This window comes from Pseudomonas sp. LBUM1641 (genome assembly GCF_059716235.1).
Genome location: NZ_CP166815.1, coordinates 4,607,956 through 4,634,810 on the forward strand (window position 1 = coordinate 4,607,956; position 26,855 = coordinate 4,634,810).

Annotated in this window: 3 protein-coding genes; 1 reads left to right on the top strand and 2 read right to left on the bottom strand. The window is 64.0% G+C overall.

Going from position 1 to position 26,855, the window contains the following annotated elements; genetic code table 11:
- Window positions 1-102: 102 nt before the first annotated feature.
- Together ACA046_RS21330 and ACA046_RS21335 are read right to left on the bottom strand one after the other, a co-directional pair.
- On the bottom strand, window positions 103-11,520 hold the full coding sequence (locus ACA046_RS21330; RefSeq protein WP_497674906.1) for an amino acid adenylation domain-containing protein: 11,418 nt from the start codon (window positions 11,518-11,520) through the stop codon (window positions 103-105).
- Window positions 11,517-24,440, bottom strand: a complete 12,924-nt coding sequence (locus ACA046_RS21335) for an amino acid adenylation domain-containing protein (RefSeq protein ID WP_497674907.1) — start codon at window positions 24,438-24,440, stop codon at window positions 11,517-11,519. Before ACA046_RS21335 ends, ACA046_RS21330 begins: the two co-directional genes overlap by 4 nt.
- Before the next feature lie 1,081 nt (window positions 24,441-25,521).
- Between ACA046_RS21335 and ACA046_RS21340 the strand changes: the two genes are divergently transcribed.
- Window positions 25,522-26,772, top strand: coding sequence for an IS256 family transposase (locus ACA046_RS21340; RefSeq protein WP_497674398.1), 1,251 nt, complete (start codon window positions 25,522-25,524; stop codon window positions 26,770-26,772).
- Window positions 26,773-26,855 lie beyond the last annotated feature (83 nt).

The window sequence follows — 26,855 nt, forward strand, 5'->3', positions numbered from 1 at the left end:
GTTTTTCGCGAGCAAGCTCGCTCCTACAGGCGTTTGCCAAAAGTGACCCGCTGTAAGAGCGGAACCCTAAGCTACCGTTACCGAAGAATCGGATATGTACACTCACGAAACCCGCTCCCCAACCACAACCCCATCCCGCCACCAAGCCGCCAAACTAAAAACATTCGGCGCCTTGAGCAGCGAAAAATGACTCCCGGGCCCGTACCAAACTTCCAACCCCCCCACGCACCCGCGCCACCCCTCAACCATCAACCCTTGCTCCCGCAGATTCCCCGCCGCATCCAGGGTCGGATCCTCCGCCAACACCAACCGCACCACCCCCTCATACCGCCGAACAGGCCGATAAACCGTACGCAACGCCGACGCATACGTCCGCGCCGGCCCATCCATCGCCTCCACCGAAGACCGCGCAGGCAACAACCCAACCCCCACCATCCCCCCATGCAACAACCGCCGCTGCTCCACCTCATCCCTCCCGGCAAAATCCACCGCATCAATCCCCAGGGACTTACCCGAAGCCACCTGCATCGACTCAATCAACCGCAACAACGCCGCCGTCGTCGTATAGGGCCTACCCACCACCCCATTCCCCCCGGGCGCCTCACTGTCGATCAACGTCAACGAAGCCACCTCACGCCCCTGGGCTTGCAACCGCACGGCCATCTCAAACACCACCCAACCGCCAAACGAATGCCCGACCAAATGCACCGGCCCCGAAGAACACTCCTGTTCCAAGGCCTGCAAATAACAGCGCGCCGCCGCCTCGACCTGACTGTGCGGCACCGCCTCCCCGTCCAGCCCGCGCGGCTGCAAGCCAAAGATCGGCCAGTCCCGGCCCAACGCCTCGGTCAATCCCACAAACCCCGTCACGCTATCCCCCGCCCCCGGCACACAGAAAATCGGCGCATGCCCGGCGCGACCACTCTGGATCCGCAACAACGGTTGATGCACCGCCACACTCGGCGCCTCACTCAATGCCAGGGTTTCACCCAACGCCTGCCCCAACGCCTGGATATGCGGCGCCTGCATCATGCTCTGGTGATCCCCCGGCACTTCAATCCGGCGCAATTGCCCCGGCGCCAGCGCCTCATCCCAACCCAAATCCAGGCTACGTCGCGACAGTTCCGTCGGCCGCTCTGCGGCGCTGAACAGGTGCACCGCCAAAGGCATAGGGAACAGGCTGTAATGCGCCAGCGCATGCCCATGCCCGACTTCTCGCTCGATAAAACTCAACAGGTCCGCGTCCGAAGCCGCCGCCATCTGCGCGTACAACAAATGCCGATCGCGGCAGCGTTGCAACAGCCCAGCAAAATCCAGCTGTCCAATCTGCGCGTCCAGTTGCTCAAGGCTTGCCAGCTCATCCACACCTCCCTGTGCCTTCCAATACGCCATGCACTGCAACAGCAAATGCCGCTTGAGGGCATCCGGTCCGGCCCAGCGCGCCTTGCCCTGGTCGGTCATGCGCGGCAAATAGCTGTCGATCAACCCGAGGAACGCCACCGGCTCGTCCAGCCCCTGCAGTTGCATCGCCACTTCGTAGGCCAACACCCCGCCAAACGACCAACCCGCCAGCCGATACGGCCCATGGGGTTGCACAGCCCGAATAATCCCCACCAGCCGCGCCGCCAGGCCTTCCATGGTCTGCAACTGCGGTTCACCGAGAGGCGCGCCGGGCAAGCCGTAGATCGGGTAATCCCCCGGCAGATGCCGGCCCAGCGCCGGGAAATACACGTCCATGCCGCTGAACTCATGCACCAGGAACAATGGCGGCTGGCTGCCGCTGGCGCGCACGGTGATCAGCGAGCTGTCGTCCTCCCGCACCGTGCGTTGACTGAGCATCGAGGCGACCGAGGCCACGCTGGCGTGCTGGAACAGCTCCGCCAGAGACACCGCAAGCCCCGCCTCTTCCATCAGGTTGACCAGCCGAATCGCCAGCAACGAATGGCCGCCCAGTTCGAAGAAACTGTCATGCCGACCGACCTGTTCCAGCCTCAACACCTCGGCCCAGAGGCGGGCCAGGGTCTGTTCCAGCTCATTGGCCGGTGCTTCAAACACACGGCTTACCAGCGCTTCCATCGCGGGCACTGGCAGGGCCTTGCGGTCGACTTTGCCGTTGGCCGTCAGCGGCATTTTTTCCAGTGGCACATAGGCCGACGGCACCATGTAGTCCGTCAAATGCTGCAACAGATGACTGCGCAGCACGTCGATCGCGAGTGGCTCACCGGTGTAGTACGCCACTAGGCGCTTATCGCCAGGCGCATCTTCCCGCGCAAGCACCACCACATCCTTGATCCCGCTGCAGGTCGCCAGACGCGCTTCGATTTCACCCAACTCGATGCGGAAGCCACGGATCTTCACCTGATCGTCATTGCGCCCGATGCACTCCAGCAGCCCGTCCGCCGACCAGCGCCCAAGGTCGCCGGTGCGGTACAACAAGCCATCGACAAATGGATCATCGACAAATTTTTCGGCCGTCAGCTCCGGCCGGTTCAGATACCCCTTGGCCACACCGTGCCCGCCAATGCAAATTTCCCCGACCACACCCAGCGGCACCGGCTGCAAGTGCGCGTCCAGCACATGGATTTGCGTGTTGGAAATCGGCCTGCCGATCGGCACGCTTTCAGCATCGGCGGCGATAGCCTGCACCTCATAGGTGGTGGCGTAGGTGGTGGTTTCCGTCGGGCCGTAGCAGTGCACCAGGCGCAATGCGGGCGCCTGGGCCAGCAGGCTGCGGAATGCCGCCGGGTCCGCCCGTTCGCCACCGCACAGGAGGATGCGCAGCCCGGCCAACGCGTCGGGAATCAGCTGCACGTACTGGTTGAACAGCGCGGTGGTGACGAACAGGATCGTCGCCCCGCCCGCCTTCAATACTCGGCCAAACGCACCCGGGTCGAGCAAGGTGGCATGGTCGATCACCAGCACCTGGCCGCCGTTGAGCAACGGCCCCCACACGTCCATGGTGCTCGCGTCGAACGCCGGGTTGGAGGCGAACGCCACGCGATCATGGGCGTTGAAATCGGCATAACCGTTGTTGATCACCAGCCGCGTGATGCCCCGGTGCGGCACCAGCACGCCCTTGGGGGTGCCGGTGGAGCCGGAGGTGTACATGATGTATGCCACCCGCTCGGAGGACTGCGACAGGTCCGGGTTATGACTCGGTTGCGGGTCCAGGGCCAGGGTGTCGAGGTCGATGCGTCGGGCCGGGTACTCGACGGGCTCACTGCTGTGGGTCAGCAGCCAGACCGCGCCGCTGTCCTGCACCATAAAGGCCTGGCGCTCGGCCGGAGCATTGATATCCAGCGGTACGTAGGCCGCCGCGCATTTCAGGATTGCCAGTTGACTGAGCAGCAGGTCAATCGAGCGCGGCAGCAGGATTGCCACGTGGTCGCCGGGCTGCACGCCCAGGGTGCGCAGGTGATGGGCCAGTTGGTTGGCGCGGGTGTTCAGCACGCCATAAGTCAGGGTGTCCTCGCCATGCACCACAGCGATGGCGCTCGGACGTGCCTGGGCCTGGGCTTCGAACAGACGCTGCACGGTATGTTCGTGAGGGAACTCCCGTTGAGTGGCGTTGAACTCCACCCGCAGCTTTTCACGCTCCGCCGGCGGCAATATCGACAGTTGGCTGATTGCGCCTCGGGCATTCTGTTCCAACGCCTGCACCAGCTGTTCCAGGGCGACATGCAGGTACTGACAGAGACGCGGCGCGCCTTGCCCCATGACGTCAAAGCTAAACCCGTCACCCAGGTCATCGACACTCAGGGACAGCGCAAAGTTGGTGCGTTCCTCGGCCTTGAGCATTTGCATGCCCTGCCAGGCCTCGGCCACCCCGCCAGCGTGCGGCGCGCTGTGGCGATAGTTGAACAGCACGCTGAACAGCGGTGTATTGGCCGGCAGCCCGCTGCAACGCTGGGCCAAGGCCAGTGGCGCATGCTCGTGACTGAGCAGTTTGGTCAGGCTGGCATGGGTCGCCATCAGCGCCGCGTGCACCGTGCGCTCACCCAGGTCGACCCGCAGCGGCAGGGTGTTGATGAATACACCCAATGCGCGTTCGGCGCCTTCACCGCCTTGTAACCGACCCAGCAATACGGTGCCGAACACCACCTGCTCACGGCCAGAAACCTTGCCCAATACCTGCGCCCAAGCCAGGTGCATCAGGCTCGCCGCACTTACCCCAAGATGACGCGCCAGGGTGCGCAGGCGCCCGCTCAACAGTGGGTCAACGCTCAGGCGTGCCTGCTGCGCTTCACCCGGTGCATTCAGTGCCAGCGTCGGCTCATCGATCTCCCCGAGCATCTCGCGGAAGAATGCTTCGTGCTCTTCCTCACGCATTCCCAGGCGTGTCTGCGCCACATAGTTGCGATACGGCACCGCCGCCCCCAACTGCTCGTGATGGCCCAACAGACAGGCTTGCATCTCGTGTTGCAATACTTCCAACGCCACGTGATCCATCACCAAATGATGGAACAGCAACAACGCAACCGCCCGTTGGTTGGCCGGGTCCTCGGCGTACACCAGGCGCATCAAAGGTGCCTGCCCCAGGTCCAGGCGATGCTGATGGAAGCGCGCCTGCAATTGCCCCAGCACATCGCCCGTCGCCTGAATCGCCTCGACCTGCAACGATGCCTGGCGCCACACCACTTGCACCGGTTCTTCCAGCCCGTCCCAGTGCATCGACGAGCGCAGGATGTCATGCCGTTCAATCACCGCCTGCAAGGCCTGGGCAAACGCTTCAAGGCGCTCGACGCTGGCGAAGGCGAACTGCGCCTGCAACAGGTACGCATCACCCTGTTGCACTGCGCGATGGTGATACAGGATCCCGGCCTGTAACGGCGCCAGCGGGTAGATGTCCTGCACGTTGGCCGCGCCGCCGGGAATGCTCGCGACAAGGCGGTCGATGGCGGACTGCTCCAGGTTCACCAGCGGGAGCATGTCCGGGGTGATCCGCCTGCAATCCGCGGCAATCCCATTGGCCGGCACCACCACTTCGCGACCACCACCCACGGCAGCCGCCAAGGCTGCAAGGGTGGGCTGGCCAAACAACACTTTCACATCCGCCGACAACCCGACGCGGCGCATGCGGCCGATCAAGCTGGCGGCCAACAGCGAGTGGCCGCCCAGCTCGAAGAAATGGTCATGCCGCCCCACCCGCTCCACCTTGAGCAAATCAGCCCAGAGGCCAGCCAGGGTGATTTCGGTTTCACCCACGGGCGCAACATATTCCCGGGCGATCACCGATTCCAGACCCGGTACCGGCAATGCCTTGCGGTCGAGCTTACCGTTGGGACTCAGGGGCAAGGCCTCCAAGTGCATGAAGGTCGCCGGCACCATATAGTCGGGAAGCTGTTCCAGCAGGTGGCTGCGCAGGGCATCGATGTCGGCCTGCACGCCGGTGTAGTAGGCCACCAGACGGGAATCGCGGGCGACCACAGCGGCTTCGTTGATCTGCGGGAATTGCAGCAGTCGCGCCTGAATCTCACCCAGCTCGATGCGCAGGCCACGGATTTTCACCTGGTCGTCATTGCGGCCCAAATACTCGATGGTGCCGTCCGGCAGGTAGCGCCCGACGTCGCCGGTGCGGTACATCCGGCCGTTGCTGAACGGGTCCTTGAGGAAGCGTTCGGCCGTCAGCTCAGGACGGTGCAAGTAACCCCGCGCCACTTGCACGCCACCGATGAACAGCTCGCCCACCACACCCAACGGCACCGGCTGCAACTGCCCGTCCAGGAGGTACATGCGGGTGTTGGCAATCGGCTTGCCGATAGGCGTGTTGTCTGGCGTAACCGGTCCGGCGCAATCCCAAGCCGTCACGTCCACCGCCGCTTCCGTTGGGCCGTAGAGGTTGTACAAACCGATGCCCGGCAACTGCTGTTTGAAACGGCGCACCAGGCTGCCGGGCAGCGCTTCACCGCTGCACATCACCCGCACCAGCCCGGCGCTCTGGCTGACGTCGCCATGGGCCAGGAACACGTCCAGCATCGAAGGCACAAAGTGCAGCGTGGTGATCTGCTCGGACTCGATCACATCACACAGGTAGGCCGGGTCTTTATGCCCGCCAGGACGCGCCATCACCAACCGGGCGCCGGTGAACAGCGGCCAGAAAAACTCCCACACCGACACGTCGAAGCTGAACGGAGTTTTCTGCAACACCCTGTCCTGCGCAGTCAGCCCGTACTCGTCCTGCATCCACAGCAGGCGGTTGACCACGCCTGCGTGCTCGTTGATCACGCCCTTCGGTTGGCCGGTGGAACCCGAGGTATAGATCACATAGGCCTGATGCTGCGCGGTCAGCCCATCCACTCGCGGGTTGGACGTTGCTTGGTGCTGCCAGGTGCTCCGGTCCAGATCCACCACCGGCACTGTGACGCCGCCCAGCAGCGCACGGGTTTCGCCCTGCACCAGCACGGCTGCCGGGGCGCTGTCCTTGAGCATGTAGGCGATACGTTCCAGCGGATACGCCGGGTCCAGCGGCACATAGCCGCCGCCCGCCTTGAGGATCGCGAACAGGCCAATGACCATCTCCAGGCCGCGCTCGACGCAAATCGCTACCCGCGAATCCGGCTGAACACCCAGCTCCCGCAGATGGTGCGCCAACTGATTGGCCCGTTCGTTCAGCTCGCGATAGCTCAGGCACTCCGAGCCTGCCTTCACCGCCAGCGCATCCGGCGTTCGTGCAACCTGGGCTTCGAACATACCGTGCAGCGTCTGCTCGAGGTTGTAATCCACGTCGGTGTCGTTGAAGTCGAACAGCAGGTGCTGGCGCTCCCGCGCGTCCAACAATTCAGCGTGCTCCAGCACCGCCTGATCGTTATCCACCATGGCCTGCAGCACCCGGGTGAAGTAGCCGACATAACGCTGCATGGTCGACTCATCAAACAAGGCGATGGCGTATTCCAGAGTGCCGCGAATTTCGCCCCGGGTCTCGCCGAGGTTCAGGGACAGGTCGAACTTGGCAAAGTGACTGTCCTCCACAATCCCTTCAAGGCTCAAATCCCCCAGGGCCAGGACCGGCGCGTCACTGTCCTGCCACGTCAGCATCGTTTGGAACAGCGGGCTATGAGCCAGGCTGCGCAATGGCCGGGTGATTTCCACCACCTGCTCAAACGGCAGATCCTGATGAGCCTGGGCGTCCAGGGCCAGCCCCTTGACCCGCGCCAGCAGCGCCTCGGCATTCAGCTCGCCCGAGGTATCGATGCGTACCGCCAGGGTGTTGACGAACAGCCCGATCAAGCCTTCCACCTCGGCCCGCTGGCGGTTGGCGACGGGCGAGCCAATCACCACTTCCTCCTGCCCGGCCAAGCGCGCGAGCAACGAAGCCCACGCCGTCATCATCACCATATACAGCGTGGTGCCGTGGCGCTGGCTGAGGGCCTTGAGCCCGGCGGTAAGGCGTTCATCCAGGCGCACGTCGACACTGCTGCCGGCGTAGTCCTGTTGGGCCGGGCGTGGGCGGTCGGTCGGCAACATCAGCAACGCCGGGGCACCGGCCAGGGTTTGTTGCCAGTAGCTGCTCTGGCGATGCAACACTTCGCCGCTGAGCCACAGGCGCTGCCACACGGCGAAGTCGCTGTACTGGATCGGCAATGGCGGCAATGGGTCAGCCTCACCACGGCTGAAGGCTTGGTACAACGCCATCAATTCGCGGGTCAGCACGCCCATGGACCAGCCATCGGACACGATGTGGTGGAGGGTCAGCAGCAACACGTGATGATCCTCGGCCATGATCACCAGGCGCCCGCGCAGCAACGGGCCGCGCTGCAAATCGAAGGGCGCCGAGGCTTCGCCCTGGATCAACGCTTCCAGCACCTGCTGTGCTTCGGGGTGACGACGCAGGTCCTGCACTTGCAGCGGCATCACCTCTTCAGGCGGCACGATCAGCACGTGGGCGTGGTCATCCTGCTGGGCGAACCGGCTGCGCAAGGTCTCGTGCCGCGCGACAATCCGCGCCAGGGCCCGTTGCAGCGCGTCGACGTGCAACTGCCCACGCAAACGCAGGCCGATAGGAATGTTATAGGCGGTGTTGGCGCCTTCCATCAGCGCCAGAAACCACAAGCGTTGCTGGGCAAACGACAACGGCAAATCCGTGTCCCGCGCCGCCGGCAGGATATCCGGCAAGGTGCTGCGCCCGGACTGGGCAAGCACCTGCGCCACCGCCGCCAGTTCGGCATTGGCAAACAAATCGCCCAGCGCCAGATCAACCCCAAGCCGCTGGCGAACCTGGGACACCATGCGCATGGCCAGCAACGAATGGCCGCCCAACTCAAAGAAATGATCCTGGCGCCCAACACGTTCCACTTGCAGCACATCGGCCCAGATCTGCGCGAGTACCGTTTCGATATCGCCATGAGGCGCCGCGTACTCACGGGTGAAGACGGCGGCCAGGTCCGGTTTTGGCAGGGCCTTGCGGTCCAGCTTGCCGTTGGCAGTCAGGGGCAATGCATCGAGTTTTACGTAGGCCACCGGAACCATGTAGTCCGGCAGATGCGCCACCAGGTGCGCGCGAATCTCGCCCACATCGAGGGGGTCGAACTGCGGGTTTTCGGTGAAGTAAGCCACCAGCCGGGGCTGGCCGGGCTGGTCTTCACGGGCCAGCACCACCACTTCCTGAAGGCCGGGCAACTGGTTGAGGCGGGTTTCGATTTCTCCCAGTTCGATGCGCACGCCACGGATTTTCACCTGGTCGTCGTTGCGGCCCAGGTACTCGATATTCCCGTCCGGCAACCAGCGCGCGAGGTCGCCGGTTCGGTACAGGCGGCCCGGATTGAAAGGGTCATCCAAAAAGCGTTCGGCGGTCAATTCCGGCCGGTTGAGATAACCCCGCGCCACGCCCTTGCCGCCCACATACAGTTCACCGGCAACGCCCATGGGCACCGGGCGCTGCAGTTCGTCCAACAGGTAAACCGTGGCATTGGCGATAGGTTTGCCAATGTGCAACGGCTGCCCAGGTTCAATCCGCCCGGAGGTGGCGACCACCGTGGCTTCGGTGGGGCCGTAGTTGTTGATCACCTCGAAACGCTGGGCCCGGGTGAACTGGCGCAGGCGGTCGCCGCCAATCAGCAAGGTGCGCAGGGTCGGGTGTTCGATGTTCTGGCTGAACGCATATTCGGCCACCGGCGTGGGCAGGAAACACACGTCCAGCGGTTGCGCGCGCCACCACTCCAGCAGCGCGTCGATGTCCTCTGCACCGTCGTGGGCCGGCGGCAGGTGCAAGGTCGCGCCCACGCACAGGGCCGGCCAGACTTCCCAGGCCATCGCATCAAAGCCGAACCCGGCGACGCTGGCGGTGTGACGGCCGGCGCACAGGTCAAACGCGGTGCAATGCCAGTCCACCAGGTTGGCCACGGTGTGGTGTTCCACCATCACGCCTTTGGGCAGGCCGGTGGAGCCAGAGGTGTAGATCACGTAGGCCAGGTTGGACGGTGTGACAGCGACCTGCGGGTTGCTGGCCGTATGGTGATGCCAGGTAAAACGGTCCAGGTTGATCACCGGCACGTCGAGTGCGGGCAGGCGCTCCAGCAGCGCGTGTTGCGTCAGCACCGCGACCGGGGCGCTGTCACTGAGGAGGTAGCTCAGGCGCCCGGCCGGGTGCGACGGGTCCACCGGTACGTAGCAGGCGCCAGCCTTGAGAATCGCCAGCAATCCGGCCAGGGTGTCCAGCCCGCGCCGGGCGACGATGGCCACACGGTCGTCGGGTTTTACCCCCAGGGCCAGCAGGTGATGGGCCAGCAGGTTGGCTTGTTGGTTCAATTCGGCGTAGGTCAGCTGACGGCCTAGATACACGGCGGCCACCGCGTCCGGGGTCAGCAACGTTTGCGCTTCGATACGCCCGTGCAGGGTGGTGCCTTGGGGGAAGTCGACCGCTGTCGCGTTGAATTGCTCCAGCAGATGCCGCCGCTCAGCCTCGGGCAGCACCGACAGACGATTCAACGAGGTGTCGGGCGCCTGCTCCAGCGCCTGTACCAGGTTTTCCAGTGCGGTTTGCAGATAGCTGCACACCCGCTGCGGATCCACCTGGGCACTGGCCAACAGGCTCAGGCTGAAGTCTTCGCCCAGGTCGTCGACGCTCAGGGTCAACGGGTAGTTGGTGCGTTCCTCGGAACGCAATGCCTGAATACCCTGCCAGGCCGATGCCGCCTCGGCACTCGCGCTGCCGGCGCTGTGGCGGTAGTTGAGTAACGCGCTGAACAGGGGCGTCGGCGCCACCACGCCGCTGCACCGTTGGGCCAGGGCCAGCGCTGCGTGTTCGTGGCGCAGCAAGGTGGTGAGCCGGGCATGGGTGGCCTTGACTCCGGCGCGCACGCCTTCGGCGCCCACATCCACCCGGAACGGCAAGGTGTTGATAAAGATCCCCAGGGCACGGTCGGTGTCGTGGCTGCCCTGCATGCGACCCATCAGCACCGTGCCGAACACCACCTGTTCCTTGCCCGCCAGCACTCCCAGCACCTGGGCCCAGCCCATATGGAACAGGCTCGCGGCACTCACTCCCAACTGCCGGGCCTGGGCACGTAAACGCCGGCTCAGTTGCGGGGCCAGCGCCAGGCTGATTTCTTCGATGTTGTCGCCGTCACCCTGCACATCCTGCAAGCCGTAGGGCAAGGTGGGTTCGCTGATGTCGCCGAGCATCTCGCGAAAGAACGCTTCGTGTTGCTGCTCGCTGATTCCCAGCCGCGCCTGGGCGACATAGTTGCGAAACGGCACGGCCTGGCCCAACAGCTCGGCCTTGCCCAGCAGGCAGGCCTGCATCTCGTGACAGATCACTTCCAAAGCGCTGTGGTCCAGGGCCATGTGGTGGAACAACAGCATCGCCACCACACGCTGGCCGGCTGCATCCCGGGCGCGCACCAGCCGCAGCAGCGGTGCCCGGGTCACGTCCATGCGGTAATGACGGCCATCGAACAATCGGTGCAACTGGGCAGCGATATCACCGTCGGCCGGGTCCAGCTCAATCGCCTGCACCGGCAGGCGTGCCGTGCGCCAGACCACTTGCGACGGTTCTTCCAGGCCTTCCCACACCACCCCGGTACGCAGGATGTCGTGGCGGTCGATCACCTGTTGCAGGGCCTGGGCAAACCCCTCGAAACGCTCGAGGCTGTCGAAGGCAAACAGCGACTGCATGATGTACGGGTCGCCGTGTTCGGCACTCACATGGTGGTAGAGGATGCCCTCCTGCAACGGCGCCAGCGGGTAGATGTCCTGCACATTGGCGACGCCACCCTCGACGGTCTCGAGGATGCAGTCGATGGACGCCTGGCTGAGCGTCGACAGGGTCAGCATCTGCGGGGTAATCAAGGTAGCGCCCGGCGCAATGCCATTGGCCGGCACCTGCACCTCACCAGCCTTGGTCGCCGAGTAATCCCCGGCCTTGATCAGCTCGATCAGCGCCGGCTTGTGTTCGCGCAGCGAGGCCACCAATGCCGTGTCGCTCAAGGCCTGTTTGTTGCCTTGCACCGACAGCTGATCACCCTTGAGCGCCAGTTGCACGTCCTTGGCCTTGAGTGTCGCCAACAGTTCGATGATGCTCACAGGACGATCTCCATTCGTTCGGTAATTGCGGCGTAGCCGGCCAGGGTCGGTTGTTCAAACAGGCCCCGCACATCGGCTTCCATGCCTTCCTGACGCAAGCGTCCGATCAAACTGACGGCCAGCAACGAATGCCCGCCCAGTTCAAAAAAGTTGTCGTGTCGCCCTACCCGCTCCACCTTCAGCAGCTCGGCCCACAGCCGCGCCAGGGTGATTTCGGTGTCACCCAGCGGGGCTTCGTACTCGCGCACGATCTGCGATCCCACACCCGGCACCGGCAGGGCCTTGCGGTCCAGCTTGCCGTTGGGACTCAGGGGCCAGGCGTCCAGGTGCACGAACACGGCGGGCACCATGTAGTCCGGCAAGCGCGCCAGCAGGTGCGCCCGCAGCTGTTCGATATCGGCCTGCACGCCGGTGTAGTACGCCACCAGCCGCTCATCCCGGGCCAACACCGCTGCTTCCTTGACCTGCGGGTATTCGGTCAGCCGCGCCTGGATTTCCCCCAGTTCGATGCGCAGGCCACGGATTTTCACCTGGTCATCGTTACGGCCCAGGTACTCGATATTGCCGTCTGGCAGGTAGCGCCCGACGTCACCGGTGCGATACATCCGGCCGGCATTGAACGGGTCCTTGAGGAAACGTTCGGCGGTCAGTTCAGGACGATGCAGGTAGCCGCGAGCGACTTGTACACCGGCGATAAACAGCTCGCCCACCACCCCCAGCGGTACCGGTTGCAACTGGGCGTCCAGCAGGTACATGCGGGTGTTGGCAATCGGCTTGCCGATCGGTGTGTTATCCGGCACCTCGGGCCTTGCGCAGTTCCACGCGGTCACATCCACCGCCGCCTCGGTCGGGCCATACAGGTTGTACAAACCGATGCCCGGCAACTGCTGCTTGAAGCGTCGCACCAGGCTGCCCGGCAAGGCTTCGCCGCTGCACATCACCCGCAGCAGGCCGGCACTCTGGCTGACATCGCCGTGGGCCAGGAACACGTCGAGCATCGACGGCACAAAGTGCAAGGTGGTGATCTGTTCCGCCTCGATCACTTCGCACAGGTAAGCCGGGTCCTTGTGCCCGCCGGGGCGCGCCATGACCAACCGTGCCCCGGTGAACAAGGGCCAGAAGAACTCCCACACCGATACGTCGAAGCTGAACGGGGTTTTCTGCAGCACCGCGTCAGTGGCGTTCAGGCCATAGGCGTCCTGCATCCACAACAGGCGGTTGACCACACCGGCGTGCTCATTGATCACGCCCTTGGGCTGGCCGGTTGAGCCAGAGGTGTAGATCACATAGGCCTGGTGCTGCGGGGTCAGTCCTTCGACCTGTGGGTTGACCACTGGCAGGTGCTGCCAGGCGTTCCGGTCAAGATCCACCACCGGCACCGTCACATTGCCCAAGAGCGAACGGGTTTCGCCCTGCACCAGCACCGCTGCCGGCGCGCTGTCTTGTAGCATGTAGGCCAGGCGCTCCAGCGGGTAGGCCGGGTCCAGCGGCACATAACCGCCGCCTGCCTTGAGGATCGCGAACAGGCCGATGACCATTTCCAGGCCGCGCTCGACGCAGATCGCCACCCGCGAATCCGGCTGCACACCGAGCCCGCGCAGGTGATGGGCCAACTGGTTGGCCCGCTGGTTCAGCTCGGCGTAAGTCAGGCGTTGCTCGCCCGCCTTCACCGCCGGCGCATCGGGGGTGCGCTCAACCTGGGCTTCGAACATCCCGTGCAGGGTCTGCGCCAGATCGTAATCCACCTCGGTGGCGTTGAAGTCAAACAGCAGCTGTTTACGCTCTGCATCCCCCAGGATCGGCAGGCGATCAAGAGCCTGGTGCGGCGCATGCTCCAGGGCATCCACCAGCTGGGTCAACGCCGTCTGCATATAACCGCAGGCCCGCTGTGCACCCACCTGCGCCAGGGTCAACGCGGTGAAGTCATAACCGTCCCCCAGATCATCGACGTTCAGGGTCAACGGGTAGTTTGTGCGCCCGTCGTTGGTCAGGGTCTGCATGCCTTCCCAGGCGTGTTGCGCGTCCTGTGACCGGGTGGCGCCGCCACGGTGACGGTAGTTGAGCATCGAGCTGAACAGCGGCAACGGCGCCGCCACCCCGCTGCAACGCTGGGCCAGGGCCAGGGACGCATGCTCATGCCCCAGCAGCGCGGTGAGCCGGGCATGGGTGCCGCACACGCTGTCGCGCACGTTTTGCCCGTCGATATCCAGGCGCAATGGCAGGGTATTGATGAACACACCGAGGGCGCGATCCGCCCCCTCGCCCCCCTGCATCCGGCCCACCAGCACGGTGCCAAACACCACGTTCGGCTTGCCCGACGTCACCGCCAATACCTGGCCCCACGCCAAGTGGAACAGGCTCGCGCTGCTCACGCCCAGCAGGCGCGCCTGGGCCCGCAAGCGACGGCTGACAGCCGCGTCCAGGTGGTGGGTGAATTCTTCGATATCCCGACCATCGCCCTGCACATCCTGCAAGCCGAAGGGCAGCGTCGGCTCATGGATATCACCAAGCATCTCGCGGAAGAAGCCTTCGTGCTCCTGCTCGCTGACACCCAGCCGCGCTTGGGCCACGTAGTTGCGATACGGCATCGGCGCGGCCTGCGGTGCGGCGTGGCCCAGCAGGTAATCCTGCATTTCCCGCAGCACCACGTCGAACGCGGTGTGGTCCAGCACGATGTGGTGATACAGCAGCACCGCCACCACGCGCTGATTGGCCGGGTCATTGGCGTACATCAGGCGGATCAGCGGGGCCTGGTCGATGTCAAGGCGATAGCGTCGGGCGTCGAAACGCTGATGCAGGCCGGCCAGTACGTCCCCCTCCAGGTGCAACGCTTCGACCTGCAATTCAGCCTTGCGCCACACCACCTGCACCGGCTGCGCCAGGCCTTCCCAGACCACGCCGGTGCGCAGAATGTCGTGGCGATTGATCACCTGTTGCAGGGCCTGGGCGAAGCTCTCCAGGCGCGCCTGGGTATCGAACGCCAGGTGCGATTGCAGCAGGTACGGGTCACCCTGCTCCGCCGTGATGTAGTGGTAAAGAATACCTTCCTGCAACGGCGCCAGCGGGTAGATGTCCTGCACATTGGCGGCGCCACCTGGCACGCTGGCGACGATCAGGTCGATGGTCGGCTGATCCAGCTCCACCAGGGACAGCATCGAAGGCGTGATGCGCTGGCAATCGGCAGCGATGCGATTGACCGGCACCACCACTTCCCGGCCACTGCCCACCGCCGCTGCCAATGCGGCCAATATCGGCTGGCTGAACAGCACCCGCACATCGGCGCTCAGGCCGACCTGGCGCATGCGCTCGATCAGACTCACCGCCAGCAATGAATGCCCGCCCAGTTCAAAGAAGTGGTCATGGCGGCCCACTTGCTCCACCTGCAACACCTCGGCCCAGATCCGCGCCAGGGTGGTTTCGACGTCGCCTTGTGGCGCTTCGTATTCACGGCTGAGCATGGCGGCCTGATCCGGCGCCGGCAGGGCCTTGTGGTCGAGCTTGCCGTTGGCGGTCAGGGGCCAGCTGTCGAGTTTGACGTAGGCCACCGGCACCATGGCCTCGGGCAATTGGCTGTGCAGCTCGGCGCGCAGGGTTTCGATATCCAGCGGGGTTTGCTCGGTGAACCAGGCGACCAAGCGGCCGTCGCGCACCAGCACCACGGCTTCCTTGACGCCATCGACGGCGGCCAGGCGGGTTTCGATTTCCCCCAGCTCGATGCGCACACCCCGGACTTTTACCTGGTCGTCGTTGCGGCCCAAATACTCAATATTGCCGTCCGGCAGCCAGCGCGCCAGGTCGCCGGTGCGGTACATGCGGCCCGGGTTGAACGGGTCATCAAGGAAGCGTTCGGCAGTCAGGTCCGGGCGATTCAAATAGCCACGGGCCACGCCGCTGCCACCTACATACAGTTCGCCTGCCACACCCACCGGCACCGGACGCTGTTGCTCATCAAGCAGGTACACCGCGGCATTGGCCATCGGTTTGCCGATATGCAGCGGCTGACCGGTGTGCACGCGGCCAGAGGTAGCGACCACCGTGGCTTCGGTCGGGCCATAGTTGTTGATCACCGCGAAACGGCGCTCCTGATTGAACTGGCGCAGGCGATCACCGCCGATCAACAGGGTGCGCAGGCTTGGGTGTTGAAGCTCCTGGCTGAAGGCGTACTCGGCCACCGGCGTGGGCAGGAAGCTCACGTCCAGCGGTTGGGCCAGCCACCAGGCCAGCAATTCATCGATGTTTTCATTGCCCACCTGGGCCGGTGGCAGGTGCAAGGTCGCCCCTACGCACAACGCTGGCCAGACTTCCCAGGCCATGGCATCAAAGCCGAAACCGGCCACGCTGCTGGTGTGGCTATGGGCGTGGAGGTCAAAGGCTTCGCAGTGCCAGTGCACCAGGTTTTCCACGGTTCGGTGTTCCACCATCACCCCTTTGGGCTGGCCGGTGGAGCCGGAGGTGTAGATCACGTAGGCGAGGTTCGTCGGGGTCAGGCTGGCGATCTGGGGATTGGTCTCACCGCAATACGCGCCATGCAGGTCGACGATGGCCACCTCACCGAGCACGCCACGGGTGCTCTCCTCGGCCAGTACCGCGACCGGTGCGCTGTCTTGCAGCAGGTAAGCGATGCGCTCGGCCGGATAAGCCGGGTCTACCGGGACGTAGGCGGCGCCCGACTTGAGAATCGCCAGCAGGCCCACCAGCATCTGCGGCCCGCGTCGGCAGCAGATTGCCACGCGGTCGTCGGGCTGCACACCCAATGCCAGCAGGTGATGAGCCAGTTGGTTGGCGCGCTGGTTGAGCTGTTGGTACGTCAGCTGCTGGCCGTCCTGGGTCAGCGCAATTGCCTGCGGCAGGCGCTCGGCCTGGGCTTCGAAAGCAGCGTGCAGGGTTTGCCCTTGGGGGTAATCACGGGCGGTGGCGTTGAAGGTACGCAGGAGTTTTTCGCGCTCGCCAGCAGGCAGTACCGGCAACTGATTCAGCGGCGTTTGCGGCGCTTGCTCAAGGGCCGCCACCAGCTGTTCCAGCGCGCTGTGCATGTAGTCACACAGGCGCTGCGCACCGATGGACTGCAGAGCCAGCACCGTCAAACCGAAGCCTGTGCCCAGGTCGTCCACGCTCAAGGTCAGCGGGTAATTGCTGCGCTCTTCGCCGCCCAGCAACTGCACACCTTCCCAGATGCCGTGGCCGTCGCGGGCCATTTCACCCGGGGTGCTATGGCGGTAGTTGAGCAAGGCGCTGAACAACGGCATCGAGGTCGGCACACCGCTGCAACGCTGGGCCAGCGCCAGGGATGCATGCTCATGGCCCAGCAACGCGCTGAGCCGGGCGTGGGTCGCCTTGACCCCGGCACGAACCGCGCTGGCGCCCACATCCACCCGCAACGGCAAGGTGTTGATGAACATGCCCAGCGCGCGGTCGGCGCCTTCGCCGGCTTGCATGCGGCCCATCAATACGGTGCCGAATACCACGTCCTGACGGCCCGATGCGAGGCCGAGTACCTGGCCCCAGGCCAAGTGCATCAGGCTCGCAGCGCTGACCCCCAGTTGCCGGGCTTGCTCGCGAATCCGCAAAGCCAGCCCTGCATCGACGGGCAATTCGGCCTCTTCGATATCCCGGCCATCGCCCTGTACATCCTGCACGCCGAAAGGCAGCGTGGGCTCGTCGATGTCGACGAGCATTTCACGGAAGAACTGCTCGTGCTCCTGGGCGCTGACACCCAGGCGAGCCTGGGCCACGTAGTTACGGAACGGTGCCGCAACCGGCAAGTCATCGACCTGGCTGAACAGGAACGCACGCATTTCCTGGCCGACCACTTCCATGGCGGTGTGGTCCAGCGCCAGGTGATGGAACAGCAGGATCGCCGCGACCCGCTGGTTGGCCGGGTCCTGCGCATACACCATGCGCAGCAACGGCGCCTGGGTGATGTCCAGGCGATAGTGGCGGGCATCGAAGCGTGCGTGCAGTTGTTCGATCACGTCGCCATCAGCCGGGTCCAGCGCAACGTTCTGCACCACCAGTTCAGCATGGCGCCAGACCACTTGCACCGGGCTGTCCAAGCCTTCCCACACCACGCCGGTGCGCAGGATATCGTGGCGCGCCACGACCTTTTGCAGCGCGCCCATGAAGGCCTGCAAACGCTCGACACTGTCAAACGCCATGCGCGATTGCAGCAGGTACGGGTCGCCCTGTTCGGCGCTGATGTGGTGGTAAAGAATGCCTTCCTGCAACGGTGCCAGCGGGTAGATGTCCTGCACGTTGGCCGCACCGCCAGGCACCGTGGCCACAATACGGTCGATGGCGGCTTGATCCAGCTTGACCAGGGTCAGCATCGACGGCGTGATGCGCTGGCAATCCGGCGCAATGCCGTTGGCCGGTACCACGATTTCCCGGCCACTGCCTACCGCCGCCGCCAGCGCCGCGAGGCTTGGCTGGTTGAACAACACCCGCACATCGGCGCTCAGGCCGGCCTGGCGCATGCGTTCGATCAGGCTTACCGCCAGCAAGGAATGGCCACCGAGTTCAAAGAAGTGATCAAAGCGCCCGACCCGCTCGACCTTCAATACGTCCTGCCAAATCTGCGCCAGCAGGATTTCTACCTCGCCCTCGGGGGCTTCGAAACCACGGCTGAGCAACGAGTCTTGATCGGGCGCAGGCAGGCCCTTGCGGTCCAGCTTGCCATTCGCGGTCAGCGGCAACAGTTCCAGCCAGACATAGGCCGACGGCACCATGTAGTCCGGCAGCCGGCTTTGCAGGTGCGCACGCAACGCCTCAATGCTCAACGGCGCCTGGGCGGTGTAGTACGCCACCAGGCGCTTGTCGCCGGGTTCATCTTCACGGGCCAGCACCACCGTGTCTTTCACGCCGGGAAAGTCGGCCAGGCAGCTTTCGATTTCACCGGGCTCGATACGGAAACCCCGGATTTTCAGCTGATGGTCGTTGCGGCCCTGGTACAGCAAGGTGCCGTCAGCCTGCCAACTCGCCAGGTCGCCGGTGCGGTACAGCAGGCCGTCGCCGAACGGATCGACGATAAACTTCTCGGCGGTCAGTTGCGGCTGGTTCAGGTAACCCTTGGCCACGCCCGCGCCACCGATGTACAGCTCGCCGACAACGCCCAGCGGCACCGGCTGCTGCCGCGCATCCAGCACGTAGGCACGGCTGTTGCCAATGGGTCGGCCAATCGGAATACCGCCCTCACCCACTGACGTGATCTCGAAGGTGGTGGAAAACGTGGTGGCTTCGGTGGGGCCGTAGCCATTCAGAAGATGCTGCGGCGCGCCGTGCTCAAGCACCCGGCCGATCACCTGCGGGTCGAGCACATCGCCGCCGACGATCAGGTAGCGCAGCTGGCGGAACATCGGCATCAACCCATCGGCGTATTGGTGGAATAGCCCCGCCGTCATCCACAGAACGCTGACGGATTGCTCCTGCAACAGGGCGGCGAAAGCAGCCTGGGACAGCAAGGTGGCGTGTTCGACCACCACCACGCAGCCGCCATTGAGCAGCGGCGCCCACACGTCGAGGGTACTGGCGTCGAACGCCGGGTTCGAGGCGAAGGCCACCCGGTCACGCGAGTTGAAGTCGGCGTAGCCATTGTTGATGACCAGCCGGGTGACCGCGCGATGGGGCACCTGTACACCTTTCGGTGCACCGGTGGAACCGGAGGTGTACATGATGTACGCCACGCTTTCCGCCGACTGGGCGAGGTTCGGGTTATGCGTTGGCTGCATGTCGAGGTTCAGCGCGGCGATGTCACGCAGCACGTGCTTGGCATGGCTGTCCTGCACCATGAACGCCTGGCGCTCTTCAGGCGCGTTGACGTCCAGCGGTACGTAGACCGCCGCACACTTGAGGATCGCCAACTGGCTGACCAGCAGGTCGATGGAGCGTGGCAGCGCGATGACCACGCTGTCCCCCGGTTTTACGCCTTGATCGATCAAGTAGTGAGCCAGGCGATTGGCCCGCAGGTTGAGGTCGCGGTAACTCAGCGACGCATGGCCGTGCACCACCGCCACGGCTTCCGGGCTGGCCAGGGCCTGGGCCTCGAAGAGAGCGTGAACGGTGCTCCCAGCCGGGTAAGCGCAGTCCGTGGCGTTGAATTCCACCAGCACTTGATGGCGCTCGGCGGCTGGCAGGATCGACACTTGATGCTGCGCAGTAGTCGGCGCCTGTTGCAGCGCCGTCACCAGGTTGCGCAAGGCACTGAGCATGTAGTCGCCAACGCGCTGCACATCCACCTCGGCCACGCCCTGCACCGTGAGCGCAAAGCCCACACCGAGGTCATCGACGTTCAGCACCAGCGGGTAGTTGCTGCGTTCCTCGGAGCTGAGAATTTCGATCCCGGCGTCGGCGAACGGGCTGGCTCCCGGCGCTTCGCCCGGGGCACTGTGGCGGTAGTTGAGCAAGGTACTGAACAGCGGCAGCGCACCGGACACGCCACTGCAACGCTGGGCCAGGGACAGCGACGCATGTTCATGCCCCAGCAACTGCGCGAGCCGCGCGTGGGTGGCGCGTACGCCGGCCTGCACACCCACCGCGCCGACGCTGACCCGCAACGGCAAGGTATTGATGAACATCCCCAGCGCCCGGTCGGCGCCCTCGCCGCCTTGCAGGCGGCCCAGCAATACCGTGCCGAATACCACGTCGTCCTGGCCCGATACCTGGCCGAGGACTTGCGCCCATGCCAGGTGCACCAGGCTGGCGGCGCTGACGCCGAGCTGCCGGGCTTGCTCCCGCAGGCCGAGGCTGAGGGCCGGGTCCACTGGCAAGTGCGCTTCCCGCACACCGCTGCCATCGCGATTCACGTCGTGCAAACCGAAGGCCAGGGTCGGCTCGTCGATATCGCCGAGCATCTCGCTGAAGAACGCTTCATGCTGCGCAGCGCTCACACCAAGGCGCGCCTGGGCCACGTAGTTACGGTATTGCACGGCGTCCGGCAGCAAGCCGGTTTCGCCTGCGAGGCTCGCGCTCATTTCTTCCACCAGCACCTGCAACGCGGTGTGGTCCAGCAGGATGTGGTGCAGCAGCAGGATGCCGACATGACGGCCCTGCTCTTCGGCGTAGGCAAAACGCATCAGCGAGGCACGGGACAGGTCGAGGCGATAGTGGCGTGGGTCGAAGCGTGCTTGCAGTTGTGCCAGAACGTCGTCGTGTGGATCGACGTCGACCCGCTCAACCACCAGCAGTGCCTGGCGCAAGACCACCTGCACCGGCTCGTCCAGGCCTTCCCACATGATGCCGGTACGCAGGATATCGTTGCGCTCGATCACGCTTTGCAGCGCACGGATAAACGCCTCGACCGGCTCATGGCCGCTGAAGCTGAACTGCACCTGCAACACGTAGGGATCGCCTTCGGTGGTCGCCAGGTGGTGGTAGAGGATGCCGGCCTGCAACGGGGCCAGGCCGTAGATGTCCTGCACGTTGCCGACGCCGCCGGGTACGTTGGCGACGATGTGGTCGATGGCCTGTTGGTCGAGGTCCACCAGCGGCAGCATGTCCGGGGTGATGTGCCGGGTTGCTTCGCTGATCAGGTTGGCCGGGACCTGCACTTCATGCTGCCCGCCCACCGCAGCGGCCAGCGCGGCCAACGTTGGCTGGCCGAACAGCACCCGCACATCGGCGCTCAGCTCCAGCTGGCGCATGCGCTCGATCAGCTTGACCGCCAGCAAGGAGTGGCCACCCAGTTCGAAAAAGTTGTCCTGGCGCCCGACCCGGTCGATTTTCAGCAGGTCTTGCCAAAGATGGGCGATCGCGGTTTCCACCGGGCCTTGTGGCGCTTCATAACCACGACGGGCCAGGGCGTCGGTGTCGGGTGTCGGCAAGGCCTTGCGGTCGAGCTTGCCGTTGGTGGTGAGCGGGAACGAGTCCAGCAGCACAAAGGCGCTGGGCATCATGTATTCGGCCAGGGACAGCAGCAGGTGGTCCCGCAGCTCGGCGGCCGTGGGTGCGTGATCCTGCTGGGGGATAACGTAGGCCACCAGCCGCTTGTCGCCCGGCTCGTCTTCGCGGGCAATCACCACGGCTTCGCGCACGCCTTCACAGGTAGCCAGGCGTGCTTCGATTTCCCCCAGTTCGATACGGAAACCACGAATCTTCACCTGGTCATCGTTGCGCCCCAGGTACTCGACACTGCCGTCGGCCAGCAACCGGCCGAGGTCACCAGTCTTGTACAGGCGCAGGCCGGTGACGGGGTCCGCCAGAAAACGTTCGGCGGTCAGCTCATCGCGGTTGAGATAACCCCGCGCCACCCCGGCACCGCCGACGTACAACTCACCGACTACACCGCTCGGCACTGGCTCGCGGCGGGCGTCCAGCACGTACAACTGCAAATCGGGAATGCGCACGCCAATCGGGCTCACGCCCACCAGCAGTGCATCTGCTGCTTCCAACGCACGATAGGTCACGTGCACGGTGGTTTCGGTGATGCCGTACATGTTGACCAGCCGCGTACCCGAGTTGGTCACCCGGGCGTACCACGGTTTGAGAATGCCCGGCTCCAGGGCTTCACCGCCAAAGATCACCTGGCGCAGGGAATGCAGTTGCTGGCTGCGGCCCTGTGCCGCGATCAACTGGCGGAACGCGCTCGGCGTCTGGTTGAGGATGCTCACACCGGCTTCACACAACAGTGCATAACACTCGTCCGGTGAACGGCTGACCAGTTGCGGTACCACCAGCAACTGCCCGCCGTGCATCAGCGCGCCCCAGATTTCCCACACGGAGAAGTCAAAGGCAAACGAATGGAACAGCGCCCAGGTGTCACTGGCGTTGAACTTGAACCAGTGCTCGGTGGCGCTGAACAACCGCGCGACGTTGCGGTGTTCGATCATCACCCCCTTGGGCAAGCCAGTGGAGCCGGAGGTGTAGATCACATAGGCGAGGCTGGACGAGCTGATCGCAACGTTGGGGTTAACGATGGGCTCGTGCTGCTGGCTGTTGAGGTCGATCGACGTGACGTCGCCCACCAGGTGGCGGGTGTTGTCCTGCACCAGCACTGCCAGCGGCGCGCTGTCTTGCAGGGTGTAGGCGATGCGGTCCAGCGGGTAGGCCGGATCGATCGGCACATAGCCCGCCCCGGACTTGAGAATGCCCAGCAGGCCGATGATCATTTCCAGGCCGCGCTCGACGCAGATCGCCACCCGGTCGTCGGGGCGAATGCCATGCCTGAGCAGGCAGTGCGCGACCTGGTTGGCGCGTTCGTTCAGCTCGCGGTAGCTCAGATGTTCGTGTTCAAAGCGCAGCGCGATGGCCTCGGGATGGCTGGCGGCGTGGGCTTCGACTTGCTGGTGGATCAGGGCTGAATCGGCGTAGTGCTGGGTGCTGGCGTTAAGGCCGTGCAGCAGATGTTGGCGTTCGGCAGCAGGCAGGATGCCCAGCCCGTGCAACGGTGCGTCTGGTGTTTGCTCCAGGGCCAGCACCAGGTTTTCCAGGGCGGTGTGCAGGTAATCGGCGATGCGCGTCGCGCCGATGGAGGCGTCCACCATCACGGTAAAGGCAAAGCCCTCGCCCAGGTCATCAACGTTGACCGTCAACGGGTAGTTGGTGCGCTCTTCGGCGCCGAGCACCTGGATGCCTTCAGCGATGTCGATCACCGCCTGGGTGTCCGATGCATCGCTGTGACGGTAGTTGAGGATTGCACTGAACAGCGGTGTGGGCGCGGCCACGCCACTGCAACGCTGGGCCAGGGCCAGGGAGGCGTGTTCGTGGTTGAGCAATTCGGTCAGGCGTTTGTGGGTGGTTTGCACCCCGTTGCGCACGCTTTGCTCGCCCACGTCCACCCGCAGTGGCAGAGTATTGATGAACATGCCCAGGGCCTGATCGGAGCCCTCGCCTGCGCCCATGCGGCCGAGCATCACGCTGCCAAATACCACGGACTCGCGGGCGGAGACCTTGCCCAGCACCTGAGCCAGTGCCAGGTGCATCACGCTGGCGGGGCTGACACCCAACGGCCTGGCCTGGGCCCTTAGACGGCGACTTAGATCGCTGTCGACGGCGATGCGGGTTTCGTCGATGCCATGGCCGTCACCCTGAACATCCTGGAGGCCGAACGGCAGGGTTGGTTCATCGATGTCGGCGAGCATTTCGCGGAAGAACGCTTCGTGGGCCTGTTCGCTGACGCCGTGGCGGACCTGGGCGATGTAGTTGCGAAACGGCACCGGGGCGCCGGCCTGTTCGGTCTGGCCGGCGAGGTGCAGCTGGATCTCGCGGCGCACCACGTCGAGGGCGGTGTGGTCGAGGATGGTGTGGTGGAACAGCAGCATGGCAACCACGCGCTGGTTGCGCGGGTCTTCGGCAAACACCAGGCGCAGCAGCGGCGCCTGGCCGAGGTCCATGCGGTAGTTGCGGGCGTCGTAGAGGGCTTGCAGTTGGGTCATTGCATCGCCATCGAGGCGGGCTTCTTCACAGGCCAGCGAGGCTTTGCGCCAGACCACTTGCAGGGGTTCGTCGAGGCGCTCCCAGGCCATCGACGTGCGCAGGATGTCGTGGCGGTCGATGACCCATTGCAGGGCCTGGGCAAAGGTTCCAAGACGGGCGCGGCTATCAAACACGAACTGGGCGTGCAGCACATAGGGGTCGCCCTGGTGGGCTGACAGGTGGTGGTAAAGCATGCCTTCCTGCAGCGGCGCCAGGGGGTAGATGTCCTGCACATTCGCCGCACCGCCGGGGATGTTGGCGACGATACGGTCGATAGCGGGTTGGTCGAGGTTGACCAGGGGCAGCATGTCCGGGGTGATGCGATAGGCCGGGCTGAGCCAGTCGCCGCCGTGTTGGGCGACGAGGTCGAGCAGTTGGGGTTTGTGGGCGATCAGTTGGTCCCATAGGGCGTCATCCAGCGCGTCGTCGTCACCCAGGATGATCAGGTCGCCTTCGTCCATTTGCAGGCGGATCGGGTGGGTGGAAAGAGCTGCCAGTAATTTGCTGAACTGCATGGGGTAACCTGCTGTTTTGAGTCGGATACGGTTGAGGAGAAAGTCCGTTTTCAGCTGTCGCGTAAGCGCCTGGGAGGCCCGGGTTAAAGCGCGGGCGCGGTCGAGGATCGGGTGGCGTCCCGCAGGGTTTGGAAATTAGAGGATTCGGGGGGTGGGGGGTGACATGGGAAGCGGGGACAAAGCGGTTGGCTTTGGGGGAGTTTCGTATTTTTTGGGGTGGCTTGGAGGGGGGGGCATATCCGTTGCTGCGGTCAGGGCCGCTATTGGTTCCGCTCTTACAGCGGCTCACTTTTGAACAGCGCAAAAGTAAGCAAAACGCTCTTGCCCCACCACTCGGCACCTCGCTAATGCTCGGTGTGCCCTCAGCTCCGGCAGCACGAAGCGGGCCGCCGCGACGGGGCGTCCCTGCCCCGTCGCGGCTAAACCGGCGTCCTGCCGGTTTACCCGCTCCGTACTGCCTGCGTTCGGCCAGCGTGGTTTAACGGGGCGCCTAAGATCAAAATCAAAAGCAGATCAACAGCACAGCGGCCTACCGGCCGGCTTGAGTGTAGTGAAGCAACAGCAACAGCAAAATCAGAAGCTAAAGCGGGCACGGTCCAAATGTGGGAGCGGGCTTGCTCGCGAAGGTCGTTAACGATGACGTGGGCATTCTGGTTCAACGCGGCGTTCTCAGGTTTTTCGCGAGCAAGCTCGCTCCTACAGAAAAGCAGCCCTGCTTTCGCTCTGGATCTTGCCTCTGCTTCACCACACTCAAGCCGGCCTGTAGGCCGCTGTGCTTTTGCTTTTGATTTTGATCTGACTGCCCCATTCAGCCCGAGGCCGAACGCAGGTATTGAGGAGCGGGTAAACCGGCAGGACGCCGGTTTAGCCGCGCCGGGCCATGGATGGCCCGTCGCGGCGGCCCGCGGAGCAATGCCGGAGTGAGGGTACGCCGAGCCTAGGCGAGGCGCCGACAGGCGGGGCAGAGCGTTTTGGTTACTTTTGCGCTTTTCAAAAGTGACCCGCTGTAAGAGCGGAACCATAGGCAGCGGGGGTGTCAGAAATTTTGTGTTCGGGCATACCATGAGCAAGAGGTGCATGTATGCCAACCAAAAAGAAACCACCGCTGCGTGAACTACCAAAAATCCCGAAAGAGCTGCTCGAGCAGTTCGCTGACGGCATGATGACCGCCGAGGCCATCGAAGACGCCTCAGCGGCTTTCAAGAAGGCTCTGATCGAGCGAGCCTTGAATGCCGAGCTCGGCCATCACCTGGGCTATCCGCCGGGCGCGCAGCGCCCAGAGGATGAAACCAACCAGCGTAATGGCAAAAGCGGCAAGACGGTTCTCACGGGCGATGGGCCGCTCCGGCTGGATATTCCGCGTGACCGGGACGGCAGTTTTTCGCCCATTCTGATCCCCAAGCACGAACGCCGTTACACCGGTTTCGATGACAAGATCATCGCTATGTACGCCCGCGGCATGACGGTCAGAGAGATCCGCGCGTTTCTCTCCGAGCAGTACGGTACGGACGTTTCGCCTGATTTCATCAGCTCGGTGACCGACGAGGTCATGGCTGAGATCGGCGCATGGCAACAGAGGCCCTTGGAGCCGATGTATCCGGTTATTTTCTTCGATGCCCTGCGGGTCAAAATCCGCGAAGAAGGACTGGTGCGTAATAAGGCGATCTACTTGGCACTGGGTGTTCTGCCTGACGGCACACGGGATATTCTCGGCATTTGGATCGAAAATACCGAGGGCGCCAAGTTCTGGATGAAGGTGTTCAACGACCTCAAAACACGCGGTATTGAAGATGTACTGATCGCCGTGACAGATGGACTCAAAGGCATGCCAGAAGCCCTTGGCGCTGTCTTTCCAGCGACGACACTGCAAACCTGCATTGTTCATCTGATCCGTAACAGCCTTGATTACGCAGCGTGGGATAAGCGTCGCGAACTGGCCAAGGCGCTCAAGCCGATCTACCAGGCGGTCACCGCCGAAGCGGCTGAACAGGCGCTGGACGCGTTTGAAACCGGGCCCTGGGGCAAGCAATACCCGACGGTAGTGGCTGCTTGGCGAAGGGCCTGGGATCGAGTCATTCCATTTTTCGTCTTCCCGCCAGCAATCCGAAAAGTGATCTACACCACCAACGCCATCGAGAGCATCAACGCTCAGCTACGAAAGATCATCAAGACTCGCGGCCACTTCCCGACCGACGATGCGGCAACCAAACTGATCTGGCTCGGGCTGCGAAATATCACTGCAAACTGGGGCTCGGCGGCCCATGACTGGAAAAGTGCGATGAATCAATTTGCGATTCTGTACGGAGATCGATTTATCAGGCCAACCTGGTAAAAGCACGGCCTGCCTGACGGCAGGCCGTTACCGGCCCGCACACAAAAAAACTGACAGTCCCTAGGCAGCCGTTACCTAAATAA

Bases quoted from the DNA above. Each gene is read 5' to 3' on its own strand.
- ACA046_RS21335 (WP_497674907.1), bottom strand. From the start codon at position 24,440: ATGCAGTTCAGCAAATTACTGGCAGCTCTTTCCACCCACCCGATCCGC.
- ACA046_RS21340 (WP_497674398.1), top strand. From the start codon at position 25,522: ATGCCAACCAAAAAGAAACCACCGCTGCGTGAACTACCAAAAATCCCG.